Genomic DNA, 14,772 nt, shown 5'->3' with positions numbered 1-14,772 from the left:
CTTTTCTATGAGGCACGGCCCCTGGCTACGCGGGGACTTTCTCTGAGTCTCGTCGCGCTCCTGACGCAGGCGCAGCGGCAACGGTACGATTCCCAGTGTCAGCACGTCACCTTGGAACGGAATGAGTGAACATGACTGAGCAGACCCCCTACCCCGGCCAGAACCCCGGCGCCGGTCCGCAGCCTCCGCAGCAGATGCCTCCGCAGGCACAGCAGCAGCCCTATGGCCAGGCCGCCTACGGCGAGCCCCCGCAGGGCTACGCGCAGCAGCCCTACCCCGGCCAGGGCTATCACCCCGGCCCGCCGAAGAGCCACGCCGTGGCCATCATCCTGTCCTTCTTCCTGGGGACCCTGGGCATCGACCGGTTCTACCTGGGCCATGTGGGTCTGGGTATTGCCAAGCTGCTGCTGAGCTGGGCGACCTTCGGCATCTGGCAGCTGATCGATTTCATCATCATCGTCTGCAAGGGCACCCGGGCGCTCAAGCAGATCAACTGGCAGTAGCCTCACACCGGTCTCGCCGCAGCCGCCTCGGTGGTCGGCTGCGGCGGATTAGTGTTCCTGTGATCCATCGCGTAGACTGGATCAGCATTCTCCGGAACATTCCCGTCTTTGTGTGCTGACTCCCAGCGCAGCTGATCTTTTCAGCTGGTAGGCCTGGTTGAGGTTTGTGAAGTTGTCACGGGTTGACTCCGGAGCCGAAATAGCGGCCCATGTCCCCGTGAACGATCATCCCCAGCGATATCACCTGATGCACCCTGCTGTGCCCATGCACCGCGCGGCCCCACCGTGCGGTTCGAGCATCTGCGGTTGACGCATCCTGCGCCTGAGGTGTGCCCGTCACGGGTCTGCGGCCGCCCGACGTGACAAGGAGTCACCATGACCGAGACCGCCGTGGACACCACCACCGCCGAGAACACCGCCGCTGAGACTGCCCCCGAAGGCCCCCGCTTCGCTGAGCTGGGCCTGGATGACCGCGTCCTGGCAGCCATTGAGGCCATGGGCTACGAAACCCCCTCCCCCATCCAGGCCCAGACCATCCCGCTGCTGACCTCCGGTCGCGACGTGGTCGGTCTCGCGCAGACCGGAACCGGCAAGACCGCGGCCTTCGCCCTGCCGGCGCTGACTCATATGGCCCAGGCCTACGACGACGGCGACCTGGGCTCCGTGCCCAACACCCTGGTGCTGGCTCCCACCCGTGAGCTGGCCATCCAGGTCGCCGAGGCCTTCACCACCTACGCAGCCAAGGTCCCCGGGATCTCCGTGCTGCCGATCTACGGCGGAGCGCCCTACGGCCCCCAGCTGCAGGGCCTTCGCCGTGGCGCCAACGTCGTCGTCGGCACCCCCGGACGCGTCATCGACCACATGTCCAAGGGCTCCCTGGACCTCTCCGAGATCAAGCACCTGATCCTGGATGAGGCCGACGAGATGCTGCGCATGGGCTTCGCTGAGGAAGTCGACAAGATCCTCGCCCAGACCCCCGACGACAAGCAGGTGGCCCTCTTCTCGGCGACCATGCCCAAGGCCATCCGCCGGATCTCCGCCGAATACCTCAACGATCCGGTGGAGGTCTCGGTCAAGACGAAGACCACCACCAGCGACAACATTCGCCAGCGCTTCGTCTTCATCAAGCACCACGCCAAGCCCGAGGCGCTGGTGCGCATCATGGAGACCGAGCCGCACGACGCCGCCATCGTGTTCGTGCGCACCCGCTCCGCCACCGAAGAGGTCGCCTCCAAGCTCAACGCCCGAGGATTCCGTGCCTCCGCCATCAACGGTGACATTCCGCAGAACCTGCGCGAGAAGACCGTGGAACAGCTCAAGGACGGTCGCATCGACGTCCTGGTGGCCACCGACGTGGCGGCCCGCGGACTGGACGTGGAGCGCATCAGTCATGTCTTCAACTACGACATCCCGCTGGACACCGAGTCCTACGTGCACCGCATCGGCCGCACCGGCCGCGCCGGTCGTTCCGGTGAGGCCGTGCTGTTCGTGACCCCGCGCGAGCGCCGGATGCTGCGGTCCATCGAGAAGGCCACCCGGCAGACCGTGGAGCAGATGAGCCTGCCCACCATCTCCGATGTGAACGCCTCCCGCCTGGAGCGCTTCTCCGAGCGCATCACCGAGACTCTTTCCAGCCACGACCTCGAGGAGTACCGCGGCCTGGTCTCCTCCTACGTCTCTGAGCACAACACCCCGGCCGAGGACGTCGCCGCCGCCCTGGTGGCTATGGTCCACGACGGGCGTCCGCTGCTCCTGGACGAGAACGGCGAGGACGAGCTCCTGCGCGAGTCCAGCCGTGACTTCTCCGAGGACCGCGGGCGTGACCGGGGAGACCGCCCCGAGCGCTCTCCGCGTGGAGGTCGTGAGCGTGGACCCGCCACCGCCGGTCCCGGCAACGCGATGTACAAGATCTCCGTGGGACGTCGGGACGGTGTGGCCCCCGGTCACATCGTGGGTGCCATTGCCAACGAGGCGGGCCTGAGCGCCCGTGAGATCGGCAGCATCGACATCCGGCCGACCCACTCCCTGGTGGAGCTTCCTGAGAAGCTCTCCTCCGAGCAGTGGGCGGCGCTGGCCAAGACCCGCATCGGTGGTGAGCTCATCAAGATTGAGCGCGACTCCGGTGCACCCTCCGGCGGCGGCTTCCGCCGTCACGACGATGAGGGTGCCCGCGGCGGATTCCGCGGTAAGGGCGGTCCGCGCAAGGGCGGCTTCTCCAAGGGCGACGGCGGCTTCAAGAAGAAGGATCGCAAGCCCCGCTGGTAGACTCATCGAGGCCTGAAAAGGCCGCGAAACGACAGGGCACCAGCCGGTTCTGCACTCGATTTGAGCAAGCAGGAAAACTGGTGATAAAGTGTTCTGTCGTTGCCCCAATAGCTCAGTGGTAGAGCGCAGTCTTGGTAAGACTGAGGTCCCGGGATCGATTCCCGGTTGGGGCTCAGTGAAGGAAGTCGGTTCGGCTCAGGCCGAACCTCCGACCTAAAGACGTAGAAAGTCGGTCTGTTGAGCCGGCCTTCTCGTCCGGAAAGAAAAGCGCAGGAACCTTATGGTTTCTGCGCTTTTCTCGTTTCTTCTCCAGTATTACCGGGCGACCTCACGCAGGGAGGCGTCCACCCGTCGGGTCCAGCCTCGGGAGTCCAGCTCCTCCAGTAGCGGGATCACTACGCGGCGGCTCGTCCCTAAAGCCTTGCGCGCGGCGCTGGCGGTGAAGGGCTGCTCCAGCTGGGCCAGGATGCGCATGGCCTGGGCCGGGGAGCTCGGCAGCAGCACAAGCCCCTCCCCCAGCCGAAGCAGGCGCCCCTGACGCTCCGCCGCCGCTAGTTCGCGTTCCCCCAGACCTCGTGCGGTCAGCTCATCCGCCTCAGGTGCCTGGAATGGCTGGCTGGTTAGCGCCTCCTCCAGATGGGCCACCGCCTCTTCAGCGTCGCCCAGACCTGTGGGGGCCTGTGCACTGCTCAGGTAGCCGCCCTCCCGATCCAGTCCAGCCTCCTCGATGAGCACCGTGAGGAATCCGCGGTCGGGAAGCTCCAGCTGATCGGCCGCGGCCCCTTCGGAGAGCCCCGCCGAGAGCGGGTCGCGCTCCTGGTGCTGCTGTGTCAGGTTCTGCAGCTGCTCAGCCCACTGCCGCAGCTGCTCAGCGTCCACCAGCCACGCACCCAGTCGCCGCAGGGGAGCATTCACCGTGGCCGGCACCCGCAGGCCCATGCGTCGCAGCGCAGCCTCCCGGACGGCGCCCCGGCGCTGCACCTCGTGAATCAGATCACCGGTGACTGGCAGAGCAGCCAGTGTCTGAGCTCGGCGTCGTCCGTCTCCGCGCCGCCCCATGGGAGGCGGATCCACGTCAAGAACATGAACCCCGGCCCGGACGGCCCGGCTGCTGGAGCCCTTCAGCAGGAGCCTTTCCCCGATCCGCAGGGGCAGCGACCGTGCCAAGGTCAGGCGCGCGTGGGCGTCGTCGAACCGGCGGCAGCGAGCCGGCACCGCCGCGGTGCCCACATGGACGGTGAGGCTCTGGGGACCGTCGGCGAAATCCTCCCCCGAGACGTGCCGTACGTCGATCACCCGAGTCAGGTGCCAGGCCTCGGGGGTGAGCAACGCGTCGCCGCGAGCCAGCTGTTCAGTCTGCACCCCACGGAGGTTGACGGCAACGCGGTTCACTCCTTTAAGGGTCTCCACGTCGCGGTGGTGAGACTGGAGTCCACGCACCGTTACGGCGGCACTGACGTGCTCGCCGACCAGCTGCAGCTGCTGGGCCCGCTGCAGCCGGCCTGCCGCGAGGGTGCCGGTCACGACGGTCCCGGCCCCGCGCAGGCTGAAGGCCCGGTCCACCCACAGTCGCACCGGGTCCTCGGCGGCGGGGGCGGGCGAGTCAGCGAGGACAGCATCAAGGGTCTCGCGCAGCTGCACCATTCCCGTGCCCTCCACTGCGGAGACGACAACCGCCGGAGCGTGCGCGAGGCCGGTCCCGGCGAGCTCACTCCTGGCCTGCTGGAGGACCTCGGCCACACGGTCCGGAGCGCGGTCCGCACGGGTGATGACCAGCACCCCGCCCTGGGTGCCAAGCGCCGCCACCGCATCCCGGTGGTCACTGGACTGCGCCTGCCACCCCTGGTCTGCTGCGACAACGAAGCACACCAGGGGCGCCGGCCCGAGTCCGGAGAGCATGTTGCCCAGGAACCGTTCGTGTCCCGGGACGTCCACGAAGGACAGAACCCGTCCCGATGGCAGGGTCATGGAGGCAAATCCGAGGTCGATGGTCAGCCCGCGCCGGCGCTCCTCCTCCCACCGATCGGTCTCCGTGCCGGTGAGTGCACGCACCAGCGTGGACTTGCCGTGATCCACGTGTCCGGCCGTTGCCATCACGTGCATGGTCACGGGCGTCCTCCCTCCTCAGCCGGCAGGGAGGCGAGCACACTGCGGATGGTCTCGGCGACGACGTCGTCCTGCTCCTGAGGGACGCACCGCAGATCCACCAGACAGACCGATCCGGTGGTGCGGGTGAGAATGGCGGGGTCCGCGGCACGCAGCGCAGCCGCCGCAGAATCGGGCAGCTGAACCGCCCACCCCGGAAGGGGCACCTCGGCTCCACCGCCGCCGCCTACTCGCCCCTCATGGGCGACCACCTGGCCCCCCACCTTGGTGGCCAGATCCGCGCTCCGGCTCCTGAGGGCCTCGGGATCAGCGTGCAGCGCCGCCTGCACGGGAGTTTGACCGCCACGCAGCGTGGCCTCCAGGGCGGCGAGGGTCAGTTTGTCCACGCGCATGGCCCGCGCCAGGGGATGTTTCTCCAGGGCCGCAATCATCGACGCGCTGCCCAGCAGGAGACCAGCCTGGGGGCCGCCCAGCAGCTTGTCTCCGCTGGCGATCACCAGGTCCGCCCCGTCGGCCAGCGCGCCTGAGAGGTCCGGCTCATCGGGGAGAAGGGGATCCGGGACCAGCAGCCCGCTGCCGACGTCGACGATGAGCGGGAGCCCGTGCTCCCGGCACAGCGCCGCCAGGTCTGCCACAGGCACGGAGGAGGTGAACCCCCGGATCAGATAGTTGCTGGGATGCACCTTCAGTACGGCGGCAGCCTCTCCTGCCACAGCGCTGTAGTCCGCCAGGTGCGTGCGGTTGGTCGCTCCGACTTCCCGCAGGCGGGCCCCGGTGGCGGCCAGAAGGTCCGGCAGGCGGAACCCCGCGCCGATCTCCACCAGTTCTCCGCGGCTGATCACCACCTCGCCGGTGCCGGCCAGAGCGGCGGTCGCCAGGGCGAGCGCCGCGGCTCCGTTGTTGACCACGAGGGCGTCCTCCGCGTGGGGACAGGCCTCGATGAGTGCCCGTCGGGCCTCTGCCCCTCGCCGGGAGCGCCGTCCCGTGCTCAGATCCATCTCCACGTCCACATACCCGGCGGCCTCCGCCACCGCCTCGCGTGCTGAGTGTGACAGCGGCGCGCGTCCCAGGTTGGTGTGGACGATGACCCCGGTGGCGTTGATGACCGGCTGCAGCGAACTCGCACGGAGGGAGCCCAGCTGCGCGAGCACCTCGGACTGCACCTCCTCGGGTGCTAGCTCCCCGCGCCGGGCACGCTGCTGCGCGCTCCGGATGAGTCCTTTGACCACATGGGGGCTGAGGCGTTGGGCCGCCTGCTGGATGCGCGGGTGGCTCAGTAGGGTGTCGGTCCCCGGGATGAGGCGGCGGGAATCCTTCTCAACCACGTGCGGCCTCCTCAGACATGCTGGCGGTGCCGCACGGTCGCTACCCTGCGGCACCGCTGAAAGTGGCGGAGGTGGACGGGAATCGAACCCGCCAGACCGAGATACTCGGTCTCAACGGTTTTGAAGACCGCGGAGCCCACCAGGACTCAGACACCTCCTCGGCCAAAGTACCACGGAGGGTGATCCGGACCACGACAGGGCTGCAGTGCGCTCCTATACTCGAGACCATGACAGCGACGTCTTCGGCCACCGAGACCACGCCCCTGCGGCTGACCACCTATGCCCACGGCGGAGGCTGCGCCTGCAAGATTCCCCCCGGCGAGCTGGAGAGCGTGATCGCCACACTGCCCACCCCCCATCACGATCAGGTCCTGGTGGGTCTCGACGACGGGGACGACGCCGCCGCGGTGCGTCTTGATGAGCACCGGGCGGTCCTCTCCACCGCCGATTTCTTCACTCCGGTGGTCGATGATGCCTACGACTGGGGGCGCATCGCGGCCGCCAATGCCTTCTCCGATATCTATGCCATGGGAGGCACTCCTACTGTGGCCATCAACTTGGTGGGCTGGCCGCGGGAGAAGCTGCCCATGGAGCTCCTCTCCGAGGTGCTGCGCGGCGGACTCGCGGTGGCCCAGGAGGCCGGATGTCCCCTCATCGGCGGACATACCGTAGACGACCCGGAACCCAAGTACGGCTTGGCGGTGACGGGGCTCGCGCCCTCTGAGAAGCTGCTGCGTAATGACTCCGCCCGGCCGGGACTTCCTCTGACCCTGACCAAGCCGATCGGGCTGGGGCTGCTGAATAATCGACACAAGGCCACCGGGGAGGTCTTTCCCGAGGCGGTGGACACCATGGTCCAGCTCAACCGCGAGGCGTCCCGGGCCGCGGTGCAGGCGGGCGCCCGGGCCGCTACGGACGTGACGGGCTTCGGCCTCCTGGGGCACCTGTACAAAATGTGCCGGGCCTCGGGCGTCAGTGCCCGCATCGAGGCTGCGGCGGTGCCGGTCATCGACGGCGCTCTCGCGGCCCTGCGGGAGGGATACATCTCTGGGGGCACACGGCGAAACCTGGACTGGGTCCGAGACCACCTGCGCCCGGGCGCAGGCATCGGGGAGGATGAGCTGCTGACCCTCGCGGACGCCCAGACCTCGGGCGGACTGCTCGTTGTCGGAGAGGTTCCGGGCTACCCGGTCATCGGACACACCCTGGAGATCCCCGCCGGAGCGGACGCCGTCATCGAGATCGTCTGAGGAGTCGCCCCTCAGGTCGTGATGGAGTCATGCACGACGCCCTGGGCCCGGCGAGCCTCAAGGCGAGCCTTCTGCGGCTCCACCGTGTGCTTCGGGTCCTTCGCGGAGGCCAGCCCGGCACGCAGGAAGCCCACACGGGTCAGCGCCGATGCGCCGAGCATCAGCGCGCCGCTGGCGATCGCTGTGGTCCGCCGGCCTCCCAGGAGCACCGCTCCGGCGGCCCCGGTGACGGCGAGCCGCTCGGCCCACTTCAGCATGGTTCCGGGGGCGCCCTCACGGAGGGGCTCGGCCTCCGCCGGGTGCATGCGCTTCTTCATGAGTTTCATGAAGACCACGTCCCCCACGGCCCCGAATCCGGCCAGCACTCGAGCGGGCTGAGTCTCGGCCACGGGAGTGAGCACCAGCGCTGCTCCCGAGGCTGCCAGGGCGGCCGAGGAGACGAAGACGAAGGGCAGCTCGTCCTTTGCAGCGTTCCACGTGGGGACGGCAGTGTCAGACAGCAGCGCTCCTGTGTAGCTCGCGAGCGGGGCAGCCAGTAGCGCGGTCTGGGCCTCGGCCGGAGCCTCCAGAGCGTGCAGGACTCGGCGCAGCGGCCCCAGGGGCAGGCGCTGGCCGGTCAGCCGATCCACCTCCACTGCGGCAGTGATTCCCGCTCCCGTGCTGAAGACGCTGAGGATCCAGCTGCCCACGCTCATGGGGGAGGTGACTTTGAAGGTGCGCAGCATGTACAGAAAGCGCTCCGGTCGCCCCAGGTCGTGCACCAGGGCAGCCGTTCCCAGCCCGACGGCGCCCAGAGCCGTCAGCCTGGCGTTACGCTGCAGCATGCGCTTGCCCGTGAGCTGCGCTCCCAGGGACACCAGCGAGGAGCCTCCGGCCAGTCCGCCCAGAAAGAGATAGGCGGCAATTTCGTCTCCCCAGGGCGGAGCCTTCACCACGGGCCGGCCGTAGTAGGAGGTGAACTCCGGCTTGTCCACCATGGGCACTTCCCGTGCGCCTTCGTCTGCCCTGCGTCGCTCTTTGCGACTGCGCGGCTGTTGTGGCGGCCGGTGGCTGTCGTGCCGCGAGGTGGTCACCGGCGTCCTCCCAGGGCAAAGGAGGCGCCCACCGCAGCGAGCATGCCCACCGCGGCGAGCGCGGTGCGCTTATACATCCGCGGCAGGTCCTTGGTGGCGACCCGGGGGTCCGGCGGCAGGCCGTAGACCTCCGGTTCATCCAGCAGGAGGAACACGGATCCGGTGCCGCCCACTCCGTCGCGGGGGTTGGCTCCGTAGAGTCGAGCTTCCGTCATGCCCTTCTCGCGCAGCTCGGCCACCCTCTCCCGCGCCTGCGCGACCATGTCCTCATGGTCGCCGAACTTGATCGACGTCGTCGGGCAGGTCTGGGCGCAGGCGGGGGTCTTGTCGTCCACCAGCCGGTCGTAGCAGAAGGTGCACTTGTTAGCGGTGCCCTCGTTGGGGATCTCCTGGGCATACTTGGAGTCACGGCGGTCCGATTTGGGGTTGACCGTACCGTCGTCGCGGCGTTCAATCACACCGAACGGACATCCGGCCACGCATGTGCCGCAGCCGTTGCAGATATCCTCCTGCACCTTCACCGTTCCGAACTCCGTGCGGAACAGGGCCCCGGTGGGGCAGACATCCAGGCAGCCGGCGTTGGTGCAGTGCTTGCAGACGTCGGAGGACATCAGCCAGCGGAATTCGTCGGTATTCGGCGGGGCGGTGTCTCCCGAGGACTGCGCGGCCGGATCTCGGCTCGGCGGAGGACCGATGCTGGGCATGCCCAGGCTTACCAGCTTGCGCCCCGACTCCCGCGCCTGGTCAATGCGCTCTTTGTCCTGCTCCACGAAGGCGACGTGGCGCCATGTATTGGCTCCCAGCTCTCCGGTGTTGTCGTAGGAGGAGCCCAGCACCTCCAGCGTGCCGTCCTGGGGGTTGCGGTTCCACTCCTTGCAGGCCACCTCGCAGGCCTTGCAGCCGATACAGATGGAGGTGTCAGTGAAGAAAGCCTTGCGGGAGCCCGCCCGGTCCTCGTAGGCCTCCTGGCTGCGGCGGGGGTCTTCGGTCAGCGCTTTCATCGTTGCTCCTCACGGGGGTCGTTGTCGGGCGCGTTCCGGGGCACGGTGAGTCGTTGATTGCCGGTGGCGATGGTGAGTCCCGCCTGGCGCCTGAGGTCCTCGACGAGTTCCAGCAGCGCTGGGCCGCGCGGCCGCCTACCCGGCCGCACCGCGCATTGGGCCGCCTTGGACCCTTGGATGTGAACGTTGGGGTCCAGGGAGAGTCCCAGGAGGTCATTGGCCGCGTCGCCCTCGACGACGGCCTCGCTGCCGCGGCCCCAGTGGTAGGGCAGACCCACCTGATGGACCCGGCGGCCGTCGATGGTCAGTGAGGTCATGCGCTCGGTGATGAAGACCTTGGCCTCAATGGCCGAGCGGGGAGAGATGATGGTGGCCCAGCCATAGGGTTCGAGTCCGAGTTCCTCGGCCAGCTCGGGGGAGACCTCGCAGAACATCTCCGGCTGCAGCTCGGAGAGGTAGGGCAGGAACCGGCTCATGCCACCAGCAGTGTGGTGCTCGGTGAGCCGGTAGGTCGTAAACACGTAGGGATAGACTTCGGAACCGGGCTGCGCCGCCGACGGCGCCAGCAGGTTGTCCTTCCGGGGGAAGGTGACCCGGGCGGGATTGCTCTGCTGGCGGTAGAGGGGGTTGTCGATGGGAGACTCCGGCGGTTCGTAGTGGGTCGGCAGCGGACCGTCCACCACGCCATTGGGCGCGAAGAGCCACCCTTTGCCATCCGCCTGCATGATGAACGGATCATCTCCTGCCAGAGCAGCGACGCCGCCGGCGTCGGGGTCCGGACGAGAATCCGGCGCCAGATCCACGGGGAAGTCCGGGACGTCCTTGCCCGTCCAGCGTTGCGTCTCCGCATCCCACCACACATATTTCTTGCGTTCGCTCCAGGGCCTGCCCTCGGGGTCGGCGGAGGCACGGTTATAGAGCACCCGCCGGTTGGCGGGCCATGCCCATGCCCACTCGGCCGCGATCTCGTCTTGCTCCTGGCCCGGTTTGCGCCGTGCCGCCTGGTTCACGCCGTCGGCGTAGATACCGGTATAGATCCAGCAGCCGCCGGCGGTGGAGCCGTCGGAGCGCATCTGGGTGAAGCTGGAGAGCGGCTGTCCCTTCTGCGGGCCTGTGGTGTAGTAGCCGTTGATCTCAGCCAGCACGGCCTCGGCGTCGGGTTCCCCGTGCTCATCGGTGGGATAGTCCCAGGTGAGATCCAGCAGGGGGCGGTCACGCCAGTCCGTGGAGTCCGCCAACCGCTGGCGGATCCTCTTACCCAGCTCGTAGAAGAAGTGCAGCTCACTCTGGGCGTCACCCGGCGGGGTCACGGCCTGGTGCCGCCACTGCACCAGGCGCTGGGTCTGGGTGAAGGACCCGGCCTTCTCCGTGTGGTTAGCCGCGGGCAGGAAGAAGACCTCGGTCTCAATGTCCTCGGTGCGCAGCTCGCCGGTCTCGATCTCCGGGCCGTCCTTCCACCACGTGGCGGATTCGATGAGGCTGAAGTCGCGGACCACCAGCCACTTCAGGTGGGACATGCCCAGGCGCTGCATCTTGCCGTTGGCCGAGCCCACTGCGGGGTTCTGCCCCAGCAGGAAGTAGCCGTCGATCTCGTCTCGCATCATGCGCTCGAGCGTCTGATAGGTGCCGTGGGCACCGGTGAGTCGGGGCATGTAGCCGTAGGCGAAGTCGTTCTCCGGTTGCGCCGCGTCACCCCACCAGGCCTTCAGCAGGCTCACGGTGTAATCAGCGGCGTTGGCCCAGAAGCCCTTCTGCTTGGTGGAGCGAATGGCCTCGATGTAGTCGTCCAGGGTGTTGTGCTCACCGGCCTCCGGCATTGGCAGATAGCCGGGCAGCAGGTTGAACAGGGTGGGAATGTCAGTAGACCCCTGGATGGTGGCGTGGCCGCGCAGGGCGATGATGCCGCCGCCGGGGCGGCCCATGTTGCCCAGCAGCAGCTGCAGGATCGCGGCTGTACGGATGAACTGGGCGCCCTGGGCGTGCTGGGTCCATCCCACCGCGTAGGCGAAGGCGGTGGTGCGCTCGCGACCGGAGTTCTGGGTGATCGATTCGGCGAGGTACTGGAAGTCCTCCGCGGAGATGCCGCACGTGCGCTCCACCATCTCAGGTGTGTACCTGGCATAGTGGCGTCTGAGCACCTGGAAGACGCAGCGGGGGTCCTGAAGGGTCTCGTCGCGGAGGACCTTCGAGTGTTTCAGCGCGGGACCTCCCTCGCCGTACTCGTGGGCCTCGGCAGTGTCGATGTCGGGCTCGTCACCAGGCTCATCGATCTTCTCGTCCGGCCCGGCCGCTTGATAGGCCCAGGAGGAATTGTCGTAGGAACCGTCCTCCGGGTTGTAGCCGGAGAAGACGCCGTCGAGGTCTTCGGGGTCCTGGTAATCCTCGGCCACCAGGGTTGCGGCGTTGGTGTAGGCGCGTACGTACTCCTCGAACCACAGGTCGTTGGTCAGCACATAGTTGATCAGCGCTCCCAGAAGCACGATGTCACTGCCGGCGCGCAGAGCGATGTGGCGGTCGGCCACCGCGCTGGTACGGGTGAAGCGCGGGTCAACGTGGATGATTCGCGCTCCACGCCGCTTGGCTTCGGTCACCCACTGGAACCCGACAGGGTGGCATTCGGCCATGTTGGATCCCTGAATGACGATGCAGTCGGCGTTGGCCAGATCCTGCTGGGGTTGTGTGGCGCCCCCTCGCCCGAACGAGGCTCCCAGACCGGGAACCGTGGAAGAGTGTCAAATACGAGCTTGGTTCTCGATCTGGATGGCCCCGGCCGCTGAGAACAGCTTCTTGATGAGGTAGTTCTCTTCGTTGTCGATCGTGGCACCGCCGAGGCTGGCGATCCCAAGGGTCCGGTGCACGGGGTTGCCGTGCTCGTCGGTGTCCTCCCAGTGCCGGCGTCGTGCCTCGAGGAAGCGGTCGGCAATCATGTCGATCGCGGTGTCGAGGTCCAGCTGCTCCCAGTCACGGGCCCGCGGTGCGCGGTAGAGAACTGTGGTCTGACGACCGGCGGAATTGACGAGCTGCTCGCTGGCGGCCCCCTTGGGGCACAGACGTCCTCGAGAGATGGGGGAATCCGGGTCGCCCTCAATGTGAATGACGCGGTTGTCCTTGGCGTAGATCTTCTGCCCGCACCCGACGGCGCAGTAGGGGCATACGCTCTGGGCGACGGTATCGGCCTCGTCCGTGCGCGGAACGGTGTTGCGTGTCTTCTTCGAGGTGACCGCAGCACCACGGCCGGACTTATCCCGCGAGCGCAGCTGGCGGAGAACCGGCCATTCCAAGGGTGTGATCCTTGTCATAACGCGATGCTAGCACGCGATTCCGGCGCTGACGAGGGGCGATTTGCTCATACGCGTCTCACCTATCCCGTGAAGAGACGCACGGCATTGCTGAACGTCTGCAGCACTCCGTAGGCCAGCGGGATCCCGACAACAACCCACGCGAGCCAGACCGGAACCCGCGGCGCCGATGCCGACTTCACCGACTTCTCAGCGGCGACGGCGTCCGCCTTCTCCTCGGGACCGTCCGACTTCTCGGGGGCACTCTCGACATGGTGCTTCTCATTGACGGCACGCACCAGGATGTTAGCGATCAGACCTATCACGAGCAGGCCGACCATGGTGAACAGCGCCGGCCGGTAATCGGCCGCAGTCAGGGTCCCGGGCTCACCCCGGGCGTCGAGGAAGCCGTTGATGATGAGAGGCCCGGCGATGCCTGCAGCGGACCAGGCCGTCAGGAGGCGACCGTGGATCGCCCCGACCTGAAGCGTTCCGAACAGGTCTCGCAGATAGGCGGGGATCGTGGCGAAACCGCCGCCGTAGAAGCTGAGGATGATCCCCGAGAAGACAATGAACAGCGCCATCGAGAGGCTTCCCCAGGTGGCCAGTGCGAAGTACAGCAGCACGCCGCCGCCCAGGTAGAGCAGATAGATGTTCTTGCGCCCGATGACATCGGAGGTGGAGGACCAGATGAAGCGCCCAGCCATGTTCGTCAGGCTCAGGAAGCCGACGAATCCGGCGGCTGCTGTCGCTGCCACCGTGGAGCTGCCGTCGTCGCCGCGGAAGAAGTCTTGGATCATGGGGGAGGCGTGCTCCAGGATGCCAATTCCGGCGGTGACGTTGCAGAAGAGGATGGTCCACAGCAGCCAGAACTGCGGGGTCGTGATGGCAGTGTTGGCCTTGACGTTGCCGCTGGTGACCAGGGACTTCTTCTTCACCGCGCTCGGGTCGAAGCCCTCGGGCTTCCAGTCTGGGTGCGGCACCCGCACAATGTAGGCGCCGAAGAGCATGACCACCAGATAGATCGCCCCGAGGGTCAGGAAGAGGCTCCCGACGGCCTGTCCGGTGTGAATGTCCCCTTCGGGGACTCCCCCGTCATAGAGGCGCAGCAATGCGGAGGAGAGGGGGCTGGCGATCATCGCACCGCCACCGAATCCCATAATCGCCATGCCCGTGGCGAGTCCGGGGCGGTCCGGGAACCACTTGATCAGGGTGGAGACTGGGGAGATGTAACCGATGCCGAGACCGATACCGCCGATGAAGCCGTAGCCCAGGTAGACCAGCCAGAGCTGGCCCGTGTAGATGCCGACCGCTCCGACGGCGAAGCCGGTCACCCAGCAGGCGGTCGCCGCAAGCATCGCACGGCGGGGGCCGTGGCGGTCGACCCACGTGCCGAAGAGCGCCGCCGAGAGCCCCAGCATGACGATGGCGATGGAGAAGATAATGCCGACGGCGGTCTGACTCGTCTCAAAGTGCGCCACCAGCTCCGTCTTGTACACGCTGGTTGCGTAAGCCTGGCCGATGCAGAAGTGGATCGCGAGGGCCGCCGGCGGAATCAGCCACCTGTTGAAGCCGGGACCTGCGGTGATGCGCTGCATTGAAGCGGATCGGGTCTGTGGTGCAGCAGTTGCCATGCCAGCTCCTCCGTTGTGGAACGTGATATATATCACGACAATCAATAGGTATCAGCCCACACGAAACAAGGCAATAGGCAGAGGGAATTTGCCAGCCTGGCACCAGGCAGCGGACGAGCCGGTGACGCGGCATCCCCTGAGGGGGCCTGGACCGCGGGCGCTGAGTTGAGCGCTACGATCACGGGGTGATAATGTAGGTGGCTGTTGTCGAAGTCTGCGCCGCAGATTCTCGGCCTGAACGAGAAGTCGTTCGTGGCGGTGTAGCTCAGCTGGTTAGAGCGCACGACTCATAATCGTGAGGTCGCGGGATCGAGTCCCGCCACCGCTACTACTTCAG

General features: G+C 67.1%; 9 protein-coding genes and 3 tRNA genes. 5 read left to right on the top strand and 7 right to left on the bottom strand.

Annotation, left to right across the window (positions count from 1 at the left end; translation table 11 throughout):
* Window positions 1–131 precede the first annotated feature (131 nt).
* The 3 genes from RH857_RS03725 (at window position 132) to RH857_RS03715 (ending at window position 2,941) form a co-directional block, all read left to right on the top strand.
* Window positions 132–503, top strand: a complete 372-nt coding sequence (locus RH857_RS03725) for a TM2 domain-containing protein (RefSeq protein ID WP_310536631.1) — start codon at window positions 132–134, stop codon at window positions 501–503.
* A gap of 375 nt (window positions 504–878) precedes the next feature.
* Window positions 879–2,768, top strand: coding sequence for a DEAD/DEAH box helicase (locus RH857_RS03720; RefSeq protein WP_310536630.1), 1,890 nt, complete (start codon window positions 879–881; stop codon window positions 2,766–2,768).
* Between the two features lie 101 nt (window positions 2,769–2,869).
* A tRNA-Thr gene (locus tag RH857_RS03715) sits at window positions 2,870–2,941 on the top strand.
* A gap of 142 nt (window positions 2,942–3,083) precedes the next feature.
* Here RH857_RS03715 and selB read toward each other — a convergent pair.
* The 3 genes from selB to RH857_RS03700 all read right to left on the bottom strand — a co-directional run bounded on the left by selB (window position 3,084) and on the right by RH857_RS03700 (window position 6,357).
* Window positions 3,084–4,871 carry a selenocysteine-specific translation elongation factor gene (selB, locus tag RH857_RS03710; RefSeq protein WP_310536633.1) on the bottom strand — a complete coding sequence of 596 codons (1,788 nt, stop codon included), beginning with the start codon at window positions 4,869–4,871 and terminating at the stop codon, window positions 3,084–3,086.
* Window positions 4,872–4,873: 2 nt separating this feature from the next.
* Window positions 4,874–6,199, bottom strand: a complete 1,326-nt coding sequence (selA, locus tag RH857_RS03705; protein WP_310536629.1) for an L-seryl-tRNA(Sec) selenium transferase — start codon at window positions 6,197–6,199, stop codon at window positions 4,874–4,876.
* Between the two features lie 63 nt (window positions 6,200–6,262).
* Window positions 6,263–6,357 (bottom strand) — tRNA-Sec (locus RH857_RS03700).
* A gap of 69 nt (window positions 6,358–6,426) precedes the next feature.
* On the opposite strand from RH857_RS03700, the gene selD reads away from it, so the two are divergent.
* Complete coding sequence (gene selD / locus RH857_RS03695; RefSeq protein ID WP_310536628.1) at window positions 6,427–7,449, top strand: selenide, water dikinase SelD; 1,023 nt, start codon at window positions 6,427–6,429, stop codon at window positions 7,447–7,449.
* An 11-nt stretch (window positions 7,450–7,460) separates the two neighbouring features.
* On the opposite strand, the gene nrfD is transcribed toward selD, so the two are convergent.
* The 4 genes from nrfD to RH857_RS03675 all read right to left on the bottom strand — a co-directional run bounded on the left by nrfD (window position 7,461) and on the right by RH857_RS03675 (window position 14,435).
* Window positions 7,461–8,522 carry an NrfD/PsrC family molybdoenzyme membrane anchor subunit gene (gene nrfD, locus RH857_RS03690; protein ID WP_310536627.1) on the bottom strand — a complete coding sequence of 354 codons (1,062 nt, stop codon included), beginning with the start codon at window positions 8,520–8,522 and terminating at the stop codon, window positions 7,461–7,463.
* Complete coding sequence (locus RH857_RS03685; RefSeq protein WP_310536626.1) at window positions 8,519–9,523, bottom strand: 4Fe-4S dicluster domain-containing protein; 1,005 nt, start codon at window positions 9,521–9,523, stop codon at window positions 8,519–8,521. The genes nrfD and RH857_RS03685 overlap by 4 nt, the downstream gene beginning before the upstream one ends.
* Window positions 9,520–12,822 (bottom strand): formate dehydrogenase, encoded by a 3,303-nt coding sequence (gene fdh, locus RH857_RS03680; RefSeq protein ID WP_310536625.1) that lies wholly within the window; start codon window positions 12,820–12,822, stop codon window positions 9,520–9,522. Before fdh ends, RH857_RS03685 begins: the two co-directional genes overlap by 4 nt.
* A gap of 62 nt (window positions 12,823–12,884) precedes the next feature.
* A complete protein-coding gene (locus RH857_RS03675; RefSeq protein WP_310536624.1) occupies window positions 12,885–14,435 on the bottom strand; it encodes an OFA family MFS transporter in 1,551 nt (516 codons plus the stop codon).
* Between the two features lie 254 nt (window positions 14,436–14,689).
* Here RH857_RS03675 and RH857_RS03670 point away from each other — a divergent pair.
* Window positions 14,690–14,763, top strand: a tRNA-Met gene (locus RH857_RS03670).
* Window positions 14,764–14,772 lie beyond the last annotated feature (9 nt).

Source organism: Nesterenkonia flava (assembly GCF_031432335.1).
In the GTDB taxonomy this organism is placed as follows: domain Bacteria; phylum Actinomycetota; class Actinomycetes; order Actinomycetales; family Micrococcaceae; genus Nesterenkonia; species Nesterenkonia flava.
This window is presented reverse-complemented; position numbering and strand designations above follow the sequence as displayed.